The following is a 21,296-nucleotide window of genomic DNA, read 5'->3' on the forward strand; positions in this document are numbered from 1 at the left end:
CTTTTAGCGATGGCTAAAACCATATTGAATGGGATCACATGGAATCACAGTCGTGGCATTAGTCCATTGCTTGCTGTATCCCAGCGTTTTTCAGAAATATATCCGGATGTAGAGTTTCGCTGGAAAAAGCGAACCCTGCAGGAGTTTGCTGATTATCCAATTGAACGACTAACTGAACACTATGACCTGCTGATCATCGATCATCCATGGGTAGGATGTGCAGCAGCAACAGGCTGTGTACTTCCGCTCGATAAATATTTATCTGCTGATTTTTTACAAGACCAGTTGAATAATTCGGTGGGTGGATCACACGAGAGCTATAACTATGGTGGCCACCAGTGGGCTTTGGCTATTGATGCTGCTACACCGGTTGCCAGTTATCGTGCAGACCTACTTAAGAAGAACGACGTACAGGTTCCAACAACATGGAACGAAGTGCTGGATCTTGCCCGCAAGGGTAAAGTAGCAGTGCCTGCTATACCTATAGACCTGCTGATGAATTTTTACATGTTCTGCATAGCACACGGTAAAGAGCCTTTTGCTAATGAAGAGCAGGTGATTGATTATTCAACTGGCATGAAGGCGCTGGAAACAATGCGTGAACTGTATAGCCTGGTGGATAAGGATATGTTTGGGCATAACCCAATTGCAGTAGCAGAGTTGATGTCGATGACTGATGACTACTGGTATTGTCCTTTTGCTTATGGCTATTCAAACTATTCAAGGAAAGGATATGCGCGCAACGTGCTGCACTATACTACAACAGTAAATTTTACGGATGGAAAGCCATTGCGAAGTACAATAGGTGGAACAGGTCTTGCGATCTCTGCCTTTAGCCAGAACAAGGCTGCAGCATTGGTCTTTGTAGAAATGATGTTGTCTGCTTGTTGCCAGTCTACTCTGTATGTGGAGACAGGAGGACAGCCAGGACATCGTGCAGCATGGGAAAGTGACACCGCAAATTTGCTAACAAATAACTACTTCAAAAATGTGCTTCCTGCCATGCAGAACGGCTATATAAGACCGCGCTACAATGGCTACCTGCACTTCCAGGACCACGCTGGTAATCCTATTCAGAATTACCTGAAGAATGGTGGAGATGCGTTTAAAGTTTTGAATGAAATAAATGACATGTACAGGCAGAGCCTTGTAAATAAAAATTCAACTGTGCTGATATGAATAAGTTGCCATTAGATGGTTTGGTTGTGTTGGATTTCAGCCAGTATTTGTCAGGTCCGTCGGCCGCACTGCGACTTGCCGACCTGGGTGCAAGAGTGATAAAAGTAGAGCGTCCTAAAGTAGGTGATGCAGGACGTAATCTTGCTATAAAAAACCTTTGGGTTGATGATAGCAGTTTGTTGTTTCACACCATCAACAGGAACAAAGAAAGCTTTGCTGCAAATCTTAAAGATGCAGATGATCTAATACTGATAAAAAAGCTGATAAAGAAGGCGGATGTAATGATCCACAACTTTCGCCCGGGTGTAATGGAGAAAGTAGGTTTAGGATATGAAGATGTAGAGGCCATCAACCCGCGAATAGTTTATGGCGAAATAACAGGCTATGGCAAACAAGGCCCATGGAAAAACAGGCCAGGACAAGACCTGTTGCTGCAGTCGCTGACCGGTTTAGCCTATACAAGTGGAAACGATTATCACGATCCTGTTCCCTTTGGATTAGCCATTGCTGACAGCCTTTGCGGCGCACAATTAGTGCAAGGCATCTTAGGTTCTCTTATTCGTCGTGCAAAGACAGGTAAAGGAGCTTTAATAGAACTGAGCCTGATGGAGTCGCTCCTAGATTTCCAGTTTGAATTGCTGACTACCTATCATACAAGTGGCCGCTTACCTAAGCGAAGCGGTATCAATAACGGTCATCCATTGTTAAGTGCTCCTTATGGTATTTATAAAACCACTGATGGTTATATAGCTGTTGCAATGGCTTCGCTTGATGTATTGGCGACAGCTATTAATTGCGAAGCGCTCAAAGCATTTAGCCAGGAAGAAGCTTTCTGCAAGCGGGACGAGATCAAGATGATCATCTCTCATTGCCTGCGCAACGATTCTTCTGCTTACTGGCTTGAAAAGCTACATGCGCAAAATTTGTGGGCAATGGAAGTACTGGATTGGAAGCGCCTTACAGAACATGAAGCGTATCGCTGCCTGCAAATGGAACAAACACTTAATGCAGCAAATGGCAAGAAGATAATTACAACAAGATGCCCTATACGTTTTAACGGAGAGCGAATATTTTCAGACAGGCCGGCCCCGCAACTAGGAGAGGATAATGAAAAGATCATGAATGAAATTTTAAACCACACGCAGGATGAAGCCATTGCAGGATATTGTAGTCGTTGATTTTAGCCAGTTTTTATCTGGCCCTTCTGCTGCGCTTCGCCTTGCAGACATGGGTGCGCAAGTGATAAAAATTGAACGGCCAGGTACAGGTGATATATGCAGGCAGCTGTATGTATCAGACATAATGATAGAAGGCGAGTCTACCATTTTTCACGCTATCAATCGTAACAAGCAGAGTTATGCTGCTGACCTAAAGAAGCAGGATGATCTTGAAAAAGTAAAGCAGATATTGGCTAAGGCTGATGTTATGCTGCACAACTTCAGGCCGGGTGTAATGGAGCGGATAGGCCTTGATTATGCAACTGTAAAAGCCATCAATCCAAACATTGTTTATGCTGAAGTAACCGGCTATGGCTCGGAAGGTCCCTGGAAGGATCTACCGGGGCAAGACCTTTTACTTCAAGCAGTATCAGGTGTTACGTGGCTTACCAATAATAACCAGGACGATCCTACACCAATGGGTGTAGCAGTTGTAGATATCCTTGCAGGCACACATGTGGCGCAGGGTATATTGGCTGCGCTTTATAAAAAAGCAATGACAGGCGAAGGATCTTCGGTACAGGTGAGTATGTTGGAAAGCATTCTTGATTTCCAGTTCGAAGTGCTTACCTGCTATTACAACGATGGTAAGCAACTACCGGTAAGAAGTTCGGTTAATAATGGGCACGCGTATATTTCTGCTCCCTATGGTATCTATAAAACCACCGACGGCTTTCTTTCTTTAGCTATGGGAAATATATTGGCGCTTGCTGAATTGCTTGGTTGTGTTGGGTTGAAAAAATACGTGGACAGTGCTGATTGGTTTACCAAGCGCGATGAGATAAAAGAAGTGTTGGCTCAGCATCTTGCCACCAATTCCACTGATCATTGGCTTGCTATCTTAGAGCCGGCAGACATATGGTGTGCTAAGGTGATGAACTACGAACACCTGATGCAGGAGATGGCTTACAAAACGCTGAACATGGAGTTGAAGGTGAAGACGAGCAATGGCTTGTCAATCAAGACTACGCGATGTCCTATCCGTATTGATGGAGAATTCTTTACTTCTGAAGTAGGAGCGCCGCTGCTTGGCGAACACAACCTGCAGATAGAAAAACAATTTGGATTAATTTCCTAATATTGAAGCCCTGCTACTGAGTATTAGCAGGGCTTTTTCATTGCTGAAACTATTGCTTCCCCCATGCCGCTACCTATAATAGATACCCATGTTCATGTTTGGGATTTTGACCATGCAGAATATGAATGGCTGAATGGTGATACATCTATTCTCAACCGTACATACAAGATCGAAGAACTGTCTGCCATTCGTGCAGAAGCTGGTGTTAGCCACGGTGTACTGGTACAAGCCGCCAATAACTTTGAAGATACAGACTGGATGCTGCACGTGTCATCTACTACCGATTGGATAAGTGGTGTAGTCGGTTGGGTGCCGCTGGTTGATCCACACCATGCAGGGCGTGCTTTAGAGAAGTACATGCAAAACCCTTACTTCAAGGGCATTCGACATCTTATACATAACGAGGCGGATGACCAGTGGCTGTTGCAGCATACTGTTGTTGAAAGTTTGCAATTACTGGAGCATTATGGGCTTCCTTACGATGTGGTAGGTATCAATACACGGCACATTGAAACTGCACTAAAGGTGGCAGAAAAAGTACCGGGATTGAAGATGGTATTTGATCACCTGAACCAGCCACCGATTGCTGCTAAACAACTTTATGGTGAGTGGGGTGAAATGATGGCAGTAGCTGCACAACATCCAAACTTCTATGCAAAAATTTCTGGTCTTTGTACAGCTTCAGGTAACTTCACCGGCTGGACGAAGGACGATCTTGCACCTTATATCAATTTTGCTTTACAACATTTTGGCGCGCATCGCTGCTTCTGCGGAGGCGACTGGCCTGTTTCATTATTAGCCGGTAGCTATACGCACACATGGCATGCATACCAGGATATACTAAGCAACCTGCTAAGCGAGGATGAACTAAGGAAAGTCTACTTCGACAATGCCAAAGACTTTTACAGAATTTAAATACCCCCAAACGAATACTGCTATATGGATGTTATTACAGGAGTGCTACTGCATGCCATCGGGGCAACGTCTGCTGCGCTATGCTATACGCCGCAAAAGAAAGTTGTACGATGGTCGTGGCAAACGTATTGGCTTGCGCAGGCTTTTATCTGCTGGCTGTTGTTACCGATTGTTGTTGCACTCATCACTATTCCCAATATTGCACAAGTACTTAGCGAAGCGCCAACCAGTGCTATGGTAAGATCTTTTGCTCTTGGTGCCGCGTATGGTGTTGGAGGTACAGCATTTGGTCTTGCTATTCGTTATCTAGGCTTTTCACTTACATATGCTATTTCTGTAGGTATATCGTGTGTACTGGGTACACTGCTACCACCATTTATTCGCGGCGAGTTGAATACTATTGTTAGCAGGTATGGCGCCGAGTGGATCATGTATGGTATAGCAATAGGAGTACTGGGAATTATACTGTGCGGCTCTGCAGGCAGGCTAAAAGAAAAAGATATTTCAAACCAACAGGACGATACTTCTTTTTCATTTGCAAAAGGATTACCGTTAAGTATAATGGCAGGTGTGCTCTCTGCATTTTATGGTTTTGCATTAGACCAGGGACAACCCATTGCTGATGTTGCAGCCAAATATGGCGCAGGAAACTTGCAAGGAAATGTGATCTATATTTTCTCCAATACAGGTGCATTTATTACTACACTCATTTACTGTCTTTACTTGCATAAAAAACATCGTACAGCTCACGAGTATACCTCTGTTGGTGGTGGAAAGCAGCGGTTGCTGACCTTCAATTATGCACTTGCTATTCTTACAGGCTTCTTATGGTATGGGCAATTTTTCTTCTATGGCCTTGGACATGTGCGAATGGGTACTTACCAATTTAGTAGCTGGGCTATTCACATGATCATGCTGGTATTATTTAGTGCAGTAGCAGGATTGCTCATGCGTGAATGGAGCCGCGTGCAAAAGCGAACAGCATTCGTGTTGGCGCTTGCGCTGCTGGTACTTATTGCTGCAGTACTCACACTTACTTATGGCAATTATTTAGGCAGTGTACCTGCGGCCCATTAGCCGATTTACAGCAGCATACGCTGGTTATTCCAAAAGGGTTACTTCTAAAAATCTATCATTGCATATTATTTCCTGCATATGATCAACGTTAGCTTCAGTTCGCCTTCGCCAAAGACTTCGAAACCTATTTACATTATTGGTGCAGGAGGCATAGTGAACGAAGCGCATTTGCCTGCTTATAAACTGGCAGGCTTTACGGTAGCAGGTATTTACGACATCAATGTAGAGAAGGCAAAAGCAACAGCTGATAAACACGGCATATCAAAAGTCTTTTCAAGTCTCCAGGAAATGATAGCACACGCTTCGTCGGATACCGTTTACGATGTTGCTTTGCCCGGATCAGCTTTGGTAGAAGTACTGGAACAGTTACCTCATGGAGCTGCAGTACTTATGCAAAAGCCTATGGGTAATGATCTTGCTGAGGCCAAAAGAATATTGGCAATAACAAGAGAAAAGAAGATGATAGCTGCTGTCAACTTCCAGCTGCGATATGCTCCATTCATTAATGCAGCGCGTGATATGATAGTGCAAGGACTGATAGGCGAATTGGTGGATATAGAAGTGAATGAAAACGTTTATACGCCATGGCATAAATGGGATTTTCTTTTTTCACTGCCTCGTGTAGAGATACTCTATCACAGCATTCATTTTGTTGACGTGATCAGGAGCTTTATGGGAAACCCAACTTCTGTTTATGCTAAAACCATAAAGCATCCATTGATGAATGAACTGGCTTCAGTTCGTTCTAATATTATCCTGGATTATGGTGATCGTATAAGAGCAAACATATTAACCAACCACACACACCAGTTTGGTTTACACAACCAGCAGTCGTATATAATGTTTGAAGGCACTCGAGGTGCTATAAAAATCAGGATGGGTTTGCTGATGGCTTATCCTGAAGGTGTACCTGATGTTTTTGAATATGTATTGCTGGAAGAGGGAAGCGAACCTGTTTGGAAGACATTGGAGATAGATGGCAAGTGGTTTCCTCATGCCTTCATAGGTAGTATGGCCCAGGTAATCCTGGCAGCGGAGGGTACCATACAACAGCCGTGCAACTCTGTAGAAGATTGCATTTACACGATGGCTTGTGTAGAAGCCGCCTATACTTCTAGTGAAAAGGGCGGTACGCCATTGGAGAAAATATAATCTTCTTAATCCTTTTTTACCGACCGATATTTTGTTGGCGACATTCCGATAACCTTGGAGAAACGCCGGGAGAAATAGTACGGGTCATCAAAGCCCATAGTAAGTGCTATTTCTTTGATGGATCGATCAGAAAAGTCCAGTTCCTGGCAAGCCTTCTGCATTTTCATTTGTATAAAATAATCAATGGGCGCATAACCTGTCTTATGTTTAAAAAGGCTGGAAAAGCGGGAAGGCGAATAGTTGAAGTGCAGGCTCAACTCATTTAGCGATATATTATCGTTGATGTGCTCCTGCATAAATAGTATGGCCCGGTCTACAGGATTGGTCTTATCTGTAGGACTTATAACATAATGTTTAGAATTGAAGATGAACAGCGTGATGAAGTGAAGCAGGCACATATTGGCAAACATCAGGTTGTCGATACTATAGCCTAATTCAAGCGTTTTGTACATCTTTGAGAATGCTATCGGGATGTCATTGCTGTTCTTTATGTGAAATGGTTTCAGGTGTGTTTGTACAGTTTGCAGCTCATTGAAATGCGCTAAAAGATCGCCGCCAAAGTGGATCCAATAGATACTCCATGGATGATCTACAGAGCTACCATAAGCATGCGCAACATTACGCGGAAGTATAAAAAATTCGTTGGGTCCTACGTTGTATTGCTTATCATCTATTTTGTACCAACCATTCCCATCCACGCAGTAAAAAAGGAAGTTTTCTGGTAGTCCTTTTTTTCTTGATGTGTAATGCCCTGCTGCTTTTGGATAATAGCCGAGGCTGCACAGATACAGCTGCTTCAGCAGCGCATTATTTAGTACCCGCGACTTCAAAACTGGTTTAGGTATCTCTATCCGTTGGCGCCCCAGGCCATACCATATATTCTTGTGCGATCCGCCTTTTTGATCCATAATGTTGTTCCTGTTTTTTACGTCTTGAGTGTGCAGATATTGGTAAAGCCCATGTCGCTGTTTAAGCAATACTTTGTTTCACTTACGCATGTTCATCAGCGCATTTCCGGTTTCAAATATAAAGTGGAAAAATAGTTAAATCATCCATCATCATAGTAAAAGATTACATTGTTTCCGCTCTTGTACCAAACTACTTTTATGTTCTAAGAATAACGGTAGTGATGGATGAATTTCACATTTTCTTACACACTACAAGAACTAACGATTAACAGTAGAAAGGAACATGCTTGCCGAAATCTTCACAAAGACTTCCCAGCATTCAAATTCAGATCATGTAGGTGCCGCTTAAATCGGCGGTAAAAAAGTAAAGTTTACCCGGGGCTTTTTGTGCCCCTAAATGAAAATTGATGCCAGTTAAAATTATGATTGCCGTGCTGCTCTTTATCTCCTTTGCAGCAGTAGCCCAGGAAAAGCAAACTCTTTCCCCCAGCGAGCAGGAAGCCGCTTATACAAAAGTTGTTACCGAGCGAGCTCAAAAGATTGTTGTTACATTAGGCATCAATGATTCTCAAAAAGCACTAAGAGTTCGCGATCTGATCGCCAACCAGTATAAGAACCTAAATGCGATTCACGACGAAAGAAATGGGCAGGTAAAGCAGCTTAAATCTTCAGGTGCCGGCAAAGAGCAAATAGATGCAATGGTGAAAGCAGCAGAGGAAAAAGCAAATGTGTCATTGGGAAAACTTCATACAACATATTTATCTGCATTGTCAAATGAACTTACTTCACAGCAAGTAGAGCAGGTAAAAGATGGAATGACTTATAATGTAGTTAATATAACCTACAAAGGTTACCAGGATATGATCCCTACGCTTACGGAAGTTCAAAAGAAAAAGATCTACGACTGGTTAGTTGAGGCAAGAGAGCTTGCAATGGATGCGGAGTCTTCTGAGAAAAAACACGGATGGTTTGGAAAATATAAAGGCAGAATAAATAATTATTTATCTGCTGAAGGTTATGACCTGAGAAAGGAAGGGGAAGAGTGGCAGAAGCGGATAAAAGCTAAGGCCAACCAATAAGCAGAACCTGGTCACAGTGCCCCGGGCACCTATACGATTGAAATTCACTTTTTTTATACTTTAAAAAACAAAAGCCATATGAACCAGCGCATGCTGCGATGCTCATTTGCTCTTCTCTTCATTCTTCTGGGCTTTGTAAGCACATTTGCCCAGCAAAGAGTGATCACAGGTACAATAACAGCCCAAGACACTAAAGAACCGATTGCCGGCGTCACTGTCAGCATCAAAGGTTTAACCGTCTCTACCAGCACCAACGAGAAAGGGGAGTTCTCTATCCCGGTTGGTGGAAGTGAGACAGTTCTTCGTTTCTCATCTATTGGTTATACATACCAGGAGGTAAACGTTGGCGAAAGATCATCCATCAACGTTGTAATGAATAAAGACCAGAAGCAACTGGATGAGGTGGTGGTTGTAGGTTATGCCACTCAAAAGAAGGCGCATCTTACAGGAGCCATCGAAACAATTAAAGCTTCTGAAATTGAAGATTTGCCGGTAAGTAATCTCGGTGCTGCATTAGCAGGACGTGTGCTTGGCCTCGGGGTAAGTGGAGGTAATACTCGCCCGGGTTCTGCTGCCCAGCTTACTATTCGTAATCCTCTATCTCTTTCTAAAGACGGTGGTTCTACAAGCCCGCTATTCGTTATTGACGGAATTATCCAGGTAGCTCCTAACGGTGCTAACGATGATACCTGGTTCAATAACCTGGATGCGTCGGAAGTAGAAAATATAACCATACTAAAAGATGCTGCCGCCGCTGTTTACGGTTCAAGGGGTGCATATGGTGTTGTATTGGTAACTACCAAGCGCGGTAAAGCCGGTTCTCCAAAAATCAGCTACAGCGGTTCTTATGGCTGGAACGACGAAGCTTACAGAACAAAAATGCTAAGTGCATACGAGTTCGGTCAGTATATGAATATAATGAATGGTCCAAACGGAGAAGCTGCCCAGCCAAGTCAAAACAGGTTCTTCACTCCAGATGAATTGGATCGTTTTAAAAGAATCAATTACGATTGGCTTGATCCGGTTTGGAAGTCAGCTTACAATACCCGTCACTCACTTAACGTAAGTGGTGGTGTAGATAAAGCAACTTTCTTTGCTAACGTTTCTTATTATGCACAAAATGGTAACCTTAGCACGCTTGACTTCAAAAGATGGACATACCGCGCCGGTGGTGATGTAAGAATCGGTAACTCAGTAAAAGCGGGTTTGCAGGTTGCTGGTAATTCTTCTTCAAGAGTAAAAACATTCAATAAAATAGGTGGTGAAAATGACGAGAACGACTATAGGAACTTACTATTGACTCCTCGTTATATTCCTTCTTACATAGATGGCCTTCCAGTACGTATTCCTGGTACTGATCAACTTTCTCAATATCATTTTTACGAAATAGAAAGATTGGGTAACCTGGCTGCAGACAAAGACAGGGCACTAAACGTGAACATGTATGTAGAGTATGAGGCGCCTTTCCTGAAAGGATTGAAAGGTCGTGTGAACTTTGGTAAAAACTTTGGCTTCAACAATGGTTCACAAATAGGTACACAATATCGTCTGTATAACTTTGTTGGATCTGGTACTAACCGTCACATTCTTGACAGTGGCGCAACATTGCCTGCTACCAATGCTTCACAACTTTTCTCTAACGGTAACAGGCTGTACTACTCAAACAACAACAGCGAAAACTACCAGTTAAACTTCATGGCTAACTATGCTCGCCAGTTTGGTAAGCACAGCGTTAGTGGTTTGTTCTCTGTAGAAAAATCAGAGGCTTCAAACTACCAGCAGGATGTTTGGAGAGACCAGCCGATACCAAGCACCAATGGCCAGTTCAATACTGCATTCGGTACTATTGATGGTAGAACGTCTGGAAATGAATCTGGTTCACTAGGATATATTGGTCGTGTTAACTATGCATACGATGATAAGTATCTTGCCGAGATCCTATTCCGCAGTGATGCATCTACAAGATTTGCTCCTGAAAACTACTGGGGTAACTTCTACTCTACCTCATTAGGTTATGTTATTTCAAAAGAAAAGTGGTTCAACATTCCTGCTATTGATTTCCTTAAACTACGTTACTCTTTTGGTAAGCTTGGCGCTGATAATACAAGGCCATGGCAGTGGAGACAGCGTTATACCTTCCAGAACAATGGAGGTACATTTGGTGGTACATCAGTAGGTGCCATGTCTCCTGGTATGCGTATGGAAGTGGCTCCTAACCGCAACGCTACATGGAGTGAAGAATACAAGAACAACCTGGGTGTAGACGCGAAATTCTTCCGTTCAAGAATGTCAGTTACCATGGAAGGCTTCTATAACAAAGGCCGCAACATGCTGATTGAAAGAACTGAAGCTGTGCCTGTAACCGTTGGTGGTAGCGTCGCTTCTGAAAACTATGCAGCTGTAGATTTCTTCGGTTATGAACTAGGTCTTGGCTGGAACGATAAAATTGGCAGAGACTTCAGGTGGAGCATTGATACACGTTTCTCATGGTACGACAACATTGCTCACAAAGACAACTTCTCACCAACTGCTGATCGCTTTCCTTGGGTAAGAGGTCCTGGTCAATCAAGAGATAATGGTAAGTGGGGTTACGACTACCTTGGTATGTTCAAAACTCCTGAGGATGTACAGGCTTACATTGCTAAGCATGGCATCACCCAGGTATTTGGTACACCAGCAAGCCAGCTGAAGCCAGGTATGCTTTACTACCGTGATGTAAGGGGACCTGCTATTCAAAATCCTGACGGTAGCTGGACATTCGCTGGTCCTGATGGAATTATTGATGAGAACGACCAGATCCAACTGGCAAAGAGAGTTAACAACAACTATGGTTTTGGTGTAACACTTAGAGCTAGCTATAAAGGAGTTTCACTGGACGCTGTTATAGCAGGATCATGGGGTGGTTATGCTGAGGTAGACGGTAATGCTCGTAAGAAAATGAACAACGACATCAGCCGTAACTTCCAAAGCAGGCCAGCTATCTGGAACAACATTTACGATCCGGAACTGAACCCTACAGGTACAATGCCTAACCCACATTGGGAAGCAATCAGCCTGAGCCCAACTTCTGATTTCTGGAGAGTAAGCTCTTTCAGAGCAAGAGTAAGAAACATTAACCTAAACTATAGCCTTTCAAGAAGCGTAGCACAAATGCTTCATGTAAGCAGCGCAAGAGTTGTTCTTACAGCGCTAAACCCTTTCAACCTGGCTAATCCGTACACATACAAAGACTCAGAAGGTCCTTATGACATCTTCCCAACTTTGAGGACGTATTCAGTTGGTGTGAACGTAACATTCTAATTGCTTATCAACAATTGTAAAAACAACTTATTGCTGGATTATGAAAATGAATAAATATATAGTGGCTTTCGCAGCACTATTTGTAGGGTTGGTAAGCTGTAAAAAAACTTTCCTGGAAGAGAAGAATGATCTGACAGGTATGAACGAGCAGGTTTTTAAAGACTCTCTGATGGCACAGGCATACATAGACTATGTATACTTTATGATGCTGCCAGGAAATAACGCGCAAGCCAATATTTGGAACCTGGCTGCGGGAGGTAATGCTTTCACACAGACAACAGACGAGTTGGCTGGCGAAACAAACTGGAACAAAGAGTGGTCATCTATTCTTAGCACCAATGCTCATGCGCTTCCATACTTTGGTACAAACATCAGTACGAGCGTTGGTAACAATACCTGGACAAGGATGAAGCAGATCAACATGTTCTTGAATGAAGTTGATAAGCATGAAGGTCTATCAGCTGAAAAGAAGAAAGTATTGAAGGGCCAGATGTTCTTTTGGAGAGCATGGCAGTATTTTGACCTGGTAAGACTATATGGCGGTGTGCCCATTGTACTGGAGCCACAAAGTCCTATAGGAGTATCAGACAATCCTTCTTTACAAGTTCAGCGTAGCCGCACCGAAGATGTTATCAACCAGATTGTCCGCGACTTGGACTCTGCAACCGCATCACTTCCTGGCAAGTGGGGTTCAGCTGACTGGGGTAGGGTAACAAGTGGCACCGCTGCTGCATTAAAAGGTCGCGTGTTGCTTACATGGGCCAGCCCATTATTCAACCGCAGCGATGACAGGGGCCGCTGGCAGAAAGCTTACGAAGCTAACCTGGCTGCTAAAACATTGCTGGAAGCAAATGGTTTCGGATTGTTCAGAACAGGTGGTAATGCTAACGCTACAGCTTTTGGTAATATGTGGTTTACAGAAGTTAACAATCCTGAAGCAGTATTTGTATTCGGCTTCAACAATGGTACATCTGACCAAACAAGAAAATGGAATGGTTGGGAACATGCTGTTCGCCCAAGAGATATTCTTGGTGGTGGATCTGTTTCGCCTACCAAGCAAATGGTGGATGCATTTCCAATGAGAGATGGTAAGATGGCTGGCCAAAGCTTCTATACTTACGATCAAAACAAATTTTACAAGAACAGGGATCCCCGTTTCTACAGAACCTTTGCGTACAATGGATCTCTATGGCCATATTCTCAAAATCCTAACTACCGCATCTGGACGTACAGGTGGTTTAATAATGCTACAGCTACTACACCAACACAAACTACAGAAGTAGCGGGTGCAAACTCAAGTGGTGTTTATGTAAATAAGGCTACAGCTACCAATGCTTCTAACTCACATGCATTGGGTAACAACTTTAGCTTAAGTGGTACCGACTTCATGGAAATGCGTTTTGCTGAAGTATTGCTAAACCTTGCTGAAAGTGCAATTGGAGCAGATCGTCCGCTTGAAGGTATAGATCAAATAAAAGCAGTAAGAGAGCGTGCTGGTGTAGAAAACAGGGACGGCCAGTTTGGTCTTGCCGGTATCACTAGCCGCGATGCATTATTTGCTGCAGTATTAAAAGAAAGACAAGTAGAATTTGCATACGAAGGCAAACGCTTCTGGGATCTTCGCCGCTGGATGTTGTTTACTGATGAATTTGGTACAACAGCTCGCCTGGGTTTTCAGCCGCTTAACGGAACTCGCCGTACAGGTTATTTCATTTCAGTGAAGAGAGCAGATGGCACTCGTTACAATTCTTCAACAGCAGTAGCCAACGGAGGTGACCCGCTTAGAAGATGGGGTACAAACGGTGCTAATCCAGCGCCGATAATCAACCGTGACTCTGCAGTAGCAAACTTTGATGCTTATCTTGACTACTTGTACGACAGGCACTTTACTGTAACAGAAAAGGATGACCTTGATCCTACAGCTAATAACAACGCCTGGAAGTTCAGGTGGTATAAAGAGTACTACTTCTTTGGTATTCCTCAAAACGTATTGAATTCTTCTCCTTACCTGCAACAAACAATTGGTTGGGGAGGTGGTGGCGGATCAGGAGTATTTGATCCACTGCAATAAATTTTTTAGGGGTTGTCTTTTTCTAAGAGAAAGACAGCCTCTATTTTCTATCAATGCAAAAACAAATATGCTTTGATACATCTTAGAACACATGTTGAACTTGCTGCCATTCCCTGTTTCTGCTACCAGCAGAAATACAATGGCTTTTTTATTGAAATCGACCACCTGGCTACACGATCCTAAAAGCACAACTATACATAATTGATGAACAAACTTTTGATGATGAAATTTTCTTTAGCTCAAGTTTTATTACTTGCTGGATTGATTGGTTCTAATGAAAGTGCTATGGCTCAATATCCACAGGTGCCGCAGCAAGTGCAGCGCACTACAGACTCCATGATGAAGGAGGCACAACGTAAGTCTGAAATAGCATGGGCAAAGGCTTTACCAATCATAGAAGCCGATGCTAAAAATGGCAAACCTTTTATTCCCTGGGCAGCTCGTCCAACTGATCTGCCGCAGGCCGATATTCCTGCTTTTCCTGGTGCAGAAGGTGGTGGTGCTTATACCTTTGGTGGTCGCGGAGGAAAGGTATTAGTGGTAACTAATCTGAACGATGAAGGCGAAGGTAGTTTCCGCTGGGCTTGCGAGCAGGGCGGAGCAAGAATAGTTGTTTTCAATGTTGCAGGTATCATCAACCTAAAAAGCCCGCTTATCATTCGTGCACCTTACATAACTATTGCAGGTCAAAGTGCATCTGGTGATGGCGTATGTATAGCAGGTGAGTCTGTTTGGCTAAACACACACGATGTAATTGTAAGACATATGCGTTTCCGCCGCGGTAACACTGATGTGGGCAGACGTGATGATGCTATAGGTGGTAATCCTATCGGCAACATTATGATTGATCACGTATCAGCCAGCTGGGGTGGCGATGAGAACATGAGTATGTACCGTCACATGTACAACGATAGTACAGGTAAAACAGAAGAGAAACTTGGCACTGTAAACATCACTATACAGAATTCAATTTTTGCAGAAGCGCTTGATACATGGAACCACGCCTTTGGTAGTACACTGGGTGGAGAGAACTGCACCTTCATGCGCAATCTTTGGGCTAACAACACAGGCCGCAATCCATCTATTGGTTGGAACGGCATCTTCAACTTCGCCAACAATGTTGTCTTCAATTGGGTGCACCGCTCTGTAGATGGTGGTGACTACCGCGCACAATACAACATCATCAATAACTACTTTAAACCAGGACCACTTACCCCTGTAAATACTCCTGTTGGTTACCGTTTTCTAAAACCTGAATCAGGAAGAAGTAAATTAAGCTACCGTACCTATGGTCGTGCTTATGTAAATGGTAACATCATGGAAGGCAACGATAAGGTAACTAAGAACAACTGGGATGGTGGTGTACAGGTAGAAGATCTTCCAAATGCTGGTGAGTATACAGATAAGATGAAAGTAGATAAACCGCTTCCAATGCCTAAGATCACTATTACGCCGGCTAAAGAAGCTTTTACTTATGTACTGGCCAATGCAGGTGCTACTCTTCCAAAGCGCGACGCAGTAGATGCAAGGATAACAGAACAAGTACGTACCGGGAACATCAATCCGCTGTCTAATGTAAAGCTGCCTGAAACCAACTTCAAGCATCGTCGTTTGCCAATCGACTCTTACAAGCAAGGCATCATTACAGATGTAAGCCAGGTAGGTGGATATCCTGAATACAAGGGCACACCGTATAAAGACAGCGACAATGATGGTATGCCTGATGATTATGAAATAAAGAACGGACTAAACCCTCGCAATGCTGCCGATGCATCTGTTATCACAAGAGGTGGTTATTCTAATATTGAAGTGTATTTAAATACACTTGCATCACCGGTTCGTCCAACAACACGTAAAAAATAATTCGTGTATTGTTGCTAAATTGATAATCAGAAATGCAGCATAAAATTGTTATTGCTGGTCATGCAGCAGAACAATTTGATCTAAGAATACACACCATACAAGAGATAGCAGGTTTCAGTATTTATAAATGATGAAATAGGTAAACCAAACTAAGAAGAATAGCAAGAACACCGGGATCAAAGACTAATAAAAGCAGGCTTAGCTACAAACAACAACTTATAAGATTTTCTTTAGTCAGTTGTGGAGGCAAGCCTAAGGTTACAGAAGGGATGATAGAAAAAACTGCTTATAACTTTCTTGACATATCATACAACGATATCCATTACATATAAAACCAAAACAGGACATGTAAATTTCAACCATGTTTTCACCTAACTATTGTTCATCCATTAATCAAAACGCCAAATGCAAAAGTTAATTACGAGAGGCTCACTCGTGCTGCTACTGCTTATTTTCAACTTCGTCCAGCTTTTTGCCCAGCAAAGAGTTGTAACAGGTACCATTGTAAACGACGAAACCAGGGAGCCACTGGTTGGAGTTACAGTTGGTATCAAAGGTACTACCAGGAGTACAACCACTGTAGAAAATGGTAAGTATTCTATCATGGTTTCAGGAAACGAATCCGTTATCAAATTCACTTATGTGGGTTTCCTTTACCAGGAAGTAACGGTAGGTTCAAGAAACGTGATTGATATTGCCCTGGTAAAAGAAAACAAACAACTAGATGATGTAGTTGTAATCGGGTATGGTAGTCAAAAGCGCATCCAGAATAATGGAGCTATTGCTACCATCAAGGCAGCTGAAATAGAAGATATTCCAGCGCCAAACATTGCCGGTGCATTAAGGGGCCGGATTGCTGGCTTAGGCGTTAACACCGCTTCTGGTCGTCCTGGTGCAGGCATCACATTAAATGTGCGAAATTCTACAAGATCAGAAACTGCTGCAACGGTTGGTGCTACTGATGAACCGCTATATGTTATTGATGGTATCATTGTACAGAGGCAGGAGTTTGACAACCTTGATCCGTCAATGGTAGAAGACCTTACTGTTTTAAAAGATGCTTCTGCAGCGATATATGGTGCGGCAGGTGCCAAAGGTGTTATACTAGTAACAACCAAGAGGGGTAAGGCTGGCAAACCACGTTTAAGTTATAATGGTTACGTAGGCCATACTGATGCAACAAGAAAACCAGATATGTTATCTGCTTACGAACATGCCGTGTTATTGAACGACGGTTATCGTATCGGAAATGCTCCTGCTAATCTTTTCTTCAGCCCTGCTGATCTTGAATATATAAAAGGCCTTAACTACAAAACCTGGTTCGAGGAACTGTGGCAGGCTTCCACTACTCAAAGACATAACCTAAGTGTGTCTGGTGGCAGTGACAGGATTACCTTCTTTGTTGGTGGTGCTTATCAAAATGAAAATGGTAACTATGCCGGACAAAAGCAGGACAAGTATACTTTCCGCAGCGGTGTTAATACAACCATTACACCGGCACTAAAGGCAGATATCAGTTTTAACGTAGACTCTCGTATCAGAACCAGCCAAAACAGTTTAGCCGACGACCGTGACCAGGGTTTCCTTGAAAGCATTATACAAACACCAGGATGGGTACCGGTTAGCATAGACGGCATGCCGGTTAGCTTCAATGGTGCAAGCACACATCCATTGGGATCAATTGGTTCTGGTTTTTACAGCAACAGCAAGTCAAGATCATATAGAATTAACTCTAGTCTTACTTACCAGCCTACCGGGTTTTTAAAAGGCTTTACTGCAAGAGTGCAATTCTCTCAAACAGCCGGCAATACAAACAGTGCTGAATATCGTCCTAATTACCGGGTATATAACTTCCAGAGAATGGGTAACAATAACCAGTTATACTCAAACAAGTTAGATACTGTTAGGCCTTATTTTGATGCTGTAGCTCCTGCTAACGTACACTATACACCAAGGTTAGGAGAGAATACTGGCTACCAGGGCTTCCTGACTTTACAATATGATAAAACACTAGGCAAGCATATTTTTGGAGCTATCGTAGGAGCAGAACAAACTGTGTCACGCTCCGAGGATATGGGCGTTAGGTGGATCAACCAGCAATTGGTTGGTATAGATGATTATTGGGCTTTTGATCAATCAGTAATATCAATCACAAACCGTGGTATAAGCGAGTCAAGAAAACGTTCTGGCTTTGCGCGTATGAACTACAACTTCGACAATAAGTATTTTATTGATGGAGTAACACGTTTAGATGCTTCTTCCAATTTTGCCGCAGGTAAAGTTTGGGGTGTATTTCCAAGCGTAGGATTGGGTTGGGTAGTCAGCAGGGAGAAATTCTTTAAGAATAACATTCCGCAGGTTAATTACCTTAAACTCCGTGTGAACTATGGTTTGACCGGGGATGATAGGATTGAGCCATTACTTTGGAAAGAAAGATATAGAGTTGATCTTTCTGGATACCTGTACAACGAATCTATGCAAGCTGGTTTGAACCCGGTAAGAATACCAAATCCGAATCTTACATGGGAAAAGAAGAGGACTCTGAACTTTGGTATTGACATGACTATGTTCAACAATAAGCTTAACATAGGCGTGGACTTCTTCCAGAACTATATATACGATGCATTTGATAAAGGAAACGACCAGAACTTCCCAATGTTCGCAGGTTTTGCAGCACCTATTATCAACTACCAGGAAAGGCATGCATGGGGATCTGAATTTACCATAGGTTATAGATCAAGGGTAGGCAAAGACTTAAACATTAATACAAGTATCAACTTTGGTTTTGCAAATTCTGTTACTGATAGAATGTTTTACAACAGGTTTCAACTATTTGAAAACTCACCACCAGACTGGCAAGTGCAAATGGGAACAGATCCAAGGAAATATAATAGCTCAAACTTCGGCTTGAAAACTTTGGGAATGTTCAGAACACAGGATGAAGTGGATGCTTTCTTAGCACAATATCCAAATTATACAATCGACGGAAAAGTGCCTCAGCCAGGTTGGTTATACTTTGAAGATACCAACGGTGATGGTAGGATAACCGAGAGAGATATGGTAGCAATGTTTGACAGAACAGATCCATGGTTTAGTAGCGGTATCAACATAGGTATAGCTTACAAATCTCTCAGTTTGAGTACCAACTTAGTTGCAAGGTTTGGCGGTAAACAGTTTTATGGTTCAAAAGATAGAGAGCGCCCAGAGCCTACACAGAATGTTCCTGGTTTCTGGAGAGATCGTTGGACACCGGAAAATCCAGGTGGTAAATTCCCTCGTCATGACGATGCCTCAATTGTAAGACAATGGAATTCTGATTTCTGGGCTTTTGATGCCACAACCATCAGGGTTAACAACATGACTTTGAGTTACCGTATACCAACAAGTATTTTAAACAGGTTTGGATTTTCAGATGCCAGGATTTTGGCAACAGGTAATAACCTTTGGATAATTAAAAGTCCTCTGAAATTAAGGGACCCTTACAGCAATTCGATTCTCGATTACCCAACTTTAAGAACCATCTCTCTCGGGCTTAGTTTGGGACTGTAAAAATCACCACTTAAAAACTTAGAAATGAAAAAGAATCTATATAAACTAACGTTTGCGGCCACTTTTCTTGCAGTCACTTTTATCTCTGGATGTAGAAAACAAGATAGTTTTTTTGAAATAAGAGACAGGGGTGGATTAGATGCGGCAATCTGGGATAATGAAGGCGCTATCCAGTTCTCCCTGAACAAAGCGTACGATGTTATATTCCCTGATTTTTATTACCAATACACAGCCAATAACTATGGCATACACATGGCCAGTGATGAAAACTATTACTCTGCTACAGATGGTAACGCCCGCCGTGCATTAGGCCTGCAGGGTACACTTGTAGCCAATGATGTACGCCTTGTTGCTTCCAAATACCAGGGAGCAACCAGGGGCGATAACTCTTACTTTGATGTTGCCAGGTGTAATGTGGCTATTGCTAATATCCCCAACAGTAAAGTGTTGTCAGATGATGTAAAAAACAGGTTCTTAGGCCAGTTTTATGCCTTACGTGCAATGATATACCTGGAACTTACCAAGGCTTACGGTGGTATGCCATTGGTGCTGGAGCCACAAAATCCAGACAATCTTACATTGGCAGGTAGAGCTAAAGCAAGGGAAATGTTTGCTCAAATAGTAAAAGACCTGGACTCTTCTATGAATAAATTAAGAGGAGTAAGATGGGTTGATGCTACCGAGAGAGGCAAGATCTCAAGGGCAGCCGCGGCTGGCTTAAAAGCCAGGGCATTATTGTACTGGGCAAGCCCACAATTCAATCCTAATAAAGCTCACGAAAGATGGGTAGAAGCACATAAAGCTGCAAAAGAGGCTTATGAGATTTGTGTAGCCGAAGGGCACCAATTAATGACGAAATACGAAGATATTTTCAGGGTAGAGGGTCCGGGTAATAGAGAGGCTATTATGGTAAAATCATACTCTGATAAAATTGCCAAACGCAATCATGGGGTAGAGGCACGTAGCCGTCCTTCTTCTGAAAATGGCCAACCTAGTGATGTATACTATCCTTCTACCAGGATGATAGATGCATATACAATGATTGATGGAAGACCTATTACCAACAATCCTAACTATGATCCAATGTTGTTCTGGAAAGATCGTGATCCACGTTTTGAAGCAACCATTGCATATAATGGTAGTAACTGGAAGTTGAGCGGTAATACAAACAGGAAACAGTGGACGTATAATAATGCAATTGGTTCAAATGGTATCAATGAAAGCAATAACAGGGGCTTTTATGTAAAACGTTTTTCAAGTCCTGATCTGCCGTTTGCTTCTGTGCGCGTAGCTAATGATTTTGGTGGTAGCGGCATGGATTGGATAGAAATGAGGTTTGCCGAGATCATGTTGATGTATGCAGAAACAGCCAATGAAGTAAATGATATTGCCCTGGCAAAATCATTGGTTCGTGACATAAGAAAACGTGCGGGTATTATTGCAGGTTCCATGGACTATGGCCTTGCTTTAGCTAACAGCCAGGATGCAATGAGAGACCTGATCATGAATGAAAGAATGGTTGAATTTGCATTTGAAGGAAAAAGACCTGATGACCTGAGAAGAACAAGAAGAATGCATACATTATCGGGAACATTGCAGGCAATGACTTTTGCGACAAGGAGTAATGCTTTAAAAGACTTTTTAGAAAGAGTTATAGACCCAGTTAATGGAACACGCTACAGGGAAACATTAAACCTGAATAACAAGGATACATTAACTAAGTATTTTGTTTATCCTTATCCATTGATAACTCCTGCCAATAACACCTCATTTAGCGTACCTGAACACTATTATTTCTTTGGATTATCTAACCAGTTCATGAATTCTACTCCATTGCTTGAGCAGACAATTGGATGGGAAGGTGGAACTTTCGACCCACTGAATTAAATGTTAGCCAACGAAAATTAA

At 42.7% G+C, this 21,296-nt stretch carries 13 protein-coding genes; 12 read left to right on the forward strand and 1 reads right to left on the reverse strand.

Translation table 11 applies throughout. The annotated features are described in order from the left end of the window. Window positions 1–9 precede the first annotated feature (9 nt). The 6 genes from J4N22_RS03515 to J4N22_RS03540 all read left to right on the forward strand — a co-directional run bounded on the left by J4N22_RS03515 (window position 10) and on the right by J4N22_RS03540 (window position 6,618). A complete protein-coding gene (locus J4N22_RS03515) occupies window positions 10–1,179 on the forward strand; it encodes an ABC transporter substrate-binding protein (RefSeq protein ID WP_207492322.1) in 1,170 nt (389 codons plus the stop codon). Continuing rightward, complete coding sequence (locus J4N22_RS03520; protein ID WP_207492323.1) at window positions 1,176–2,357, forward strand: CaiB/BaiF CoA transferase family protein; 1,182 nt, start codon at window positions 1,176–1,178, stop codon at window positions 2,355–2,357. Before J4N22_RS03515 ends, J4N22_RS03520 begins: the two co-directional genes overlap by 4 nt. Continuing rightward, a complete protein-coding gene (locus J4N22_RS03525) occupies window positions 2,326–3,474 on the forward strand; it encodes a CaiB/BaiF CoA transferase family protein (RefSeq protein WP_207492324.1) in 1,149 nt (382 codons plus the stop codon). The genes J4N22_RS03520 and J4N22_RS03525 overlap by 32 nt, the downstream gene beginning before the upstream one ends. A gap of 63 nt (window positions 3,475–3,537) precedes the next feature. Beyond that, complete coding sequence (locus J4N22_RS03530) at window positions 3,538–4,389, forward strand: amidohydrolase family protein (protein ID WP_207492325.1); 852 nt, start codon at window positions 3,538–3,540, stop codon at window positions 4,387–4,389. 24 nt (window positions 4,390–4,413) lie between these two features. Continuing rightward, window positions 4,414–5,466, forward strand: coding sequence for an L-rhamnose/proton symporter RhaT (locus J4N22_RS03535; protein WP_207492326.1), 1,053 nt, complete (start codon window positions 4,414–4,416; stop codon window positions 5,464–5,466). A gap of 78 nt (window positions 5,467–5,544) precedes the next feature. Further along, entirely contained in the window at window positions 5,545–6,618 is a 1,074-nt protein-coding gene (locus tag J4N22_RS03540; RefSeq protein WP_207492327.1) for a Gfo/Idh/MocA family protein, read from the forward strand. A gap of 5 nt (window positions 6,619–6,623) precedes the next feature. Here the strand turns inward: J4N22_RS03540 and J4N22_RS03545 are convergent, their stop codons facing one another. Further along, entirely contained in the window at window positions 6,624–7,526 is a 903-nt protein-coding gene (locus J4N22_RS03545; protein WP_207492328.1) for an AraC family transcriptional regulator, read from the reverse strand. Window positions 7,527–7,933: 407 nt separating this feature from the next. Between J4N22_RS03545 and J4N22_RS03550 the strand changes: the two genes are divergently transcribed. The 6 genes from J4N22_RS03550 (at window position 7,934) to J4N22_RS03575 (ending at window position 21,275) form a co-directional block, all read left to right on the forward strand. Beyond that, window positions 7,934–8,605, forward strand: a complete 672-nt coding sequence (locus tag J4N22_RS03550) for a DUF3826 domain-containing protein (protein WP_207492329.1) — start codon at window positions 7,934–7,936, stop codon at window positions 8,603–8,605. Window positions 8,606–8,683: 78 nt separating this feature from the next. Continuing rightward, window positions 8,684–11,905: a SusC/RagA family TonB-linked outer membrane protein gene (locus J4N22_RS03555; RefSeq protein WP_207492330.1), complete on the forward strand. Its 3,222-nt coding sequence runs from the start codon at window positions 8,684–8,686 to the stop codon at window positions 11,903–11,905. Window positions 11,906–11,945: 40 nt separating this feature from the next. Then, window positions 11,946–13,976: a RagB/SusD family nutrient uptake outer membrane protein gene (locus J4N22_RS03560; RefSeq protein WP_207492331.1), complete on the forward strand. Its 2,031-nt coding sequence runs from the start codon at window positions 11,946–11,948 to the stop codon at window positions 13,974–13,976. A 222-nt stretch (window positions 13,977–14,198) separates the two neighbouring features. Beyond that, window positions 14,199–15,839, forward strand: a complete 1,641-nt coding sequence (locus tag J4N22_RS03565; protein WP_242692041.1) for a pectate lyase family protein — start codon at window positions 14,199–14,201, stop codon at window positions 15,837–15,839. A 405-nt stretch (window positions 15,840–16,244) separates the two neighbouring features. Beyond that, window positions 16,245–19,388 (forward strand): SusC/RagA family TonB-linked outer membrane protein, encoded by a 3,144-nt coding sequence (locus tag J4N22_RS03570; RefSeq protein WP_207492332.1) that lies wholly within the window; start codon window positions 16,245–16,247, stop codon window positions 19,386–19,388. A gap of 24 nt (window positions 19,389–19,412) precedes the next feature. Then, complete coding sequence (locus J4N22_RS03575; protein WP_207492333.1) at window positions 19,413–21,275, forward strand: RagB/SusD family nutrient uptake outer membrane protein; 1,863 nt, start codon at window positions 19,413–19,415, stop codon at window positions 21,273–21,275. Window positions 21,276–21,296 lie beyond the last annotated feature (21 nt).

It is taken from the genome of Aridibaculum aurantiacum, from assembly GCF_017355875.1.
GTDB lineage: Bacteria > Bacteroidota > Bacteroidia > Chitinophagales > Chitinophagaceae > Segetibacter > Segetibacter aurantiacus.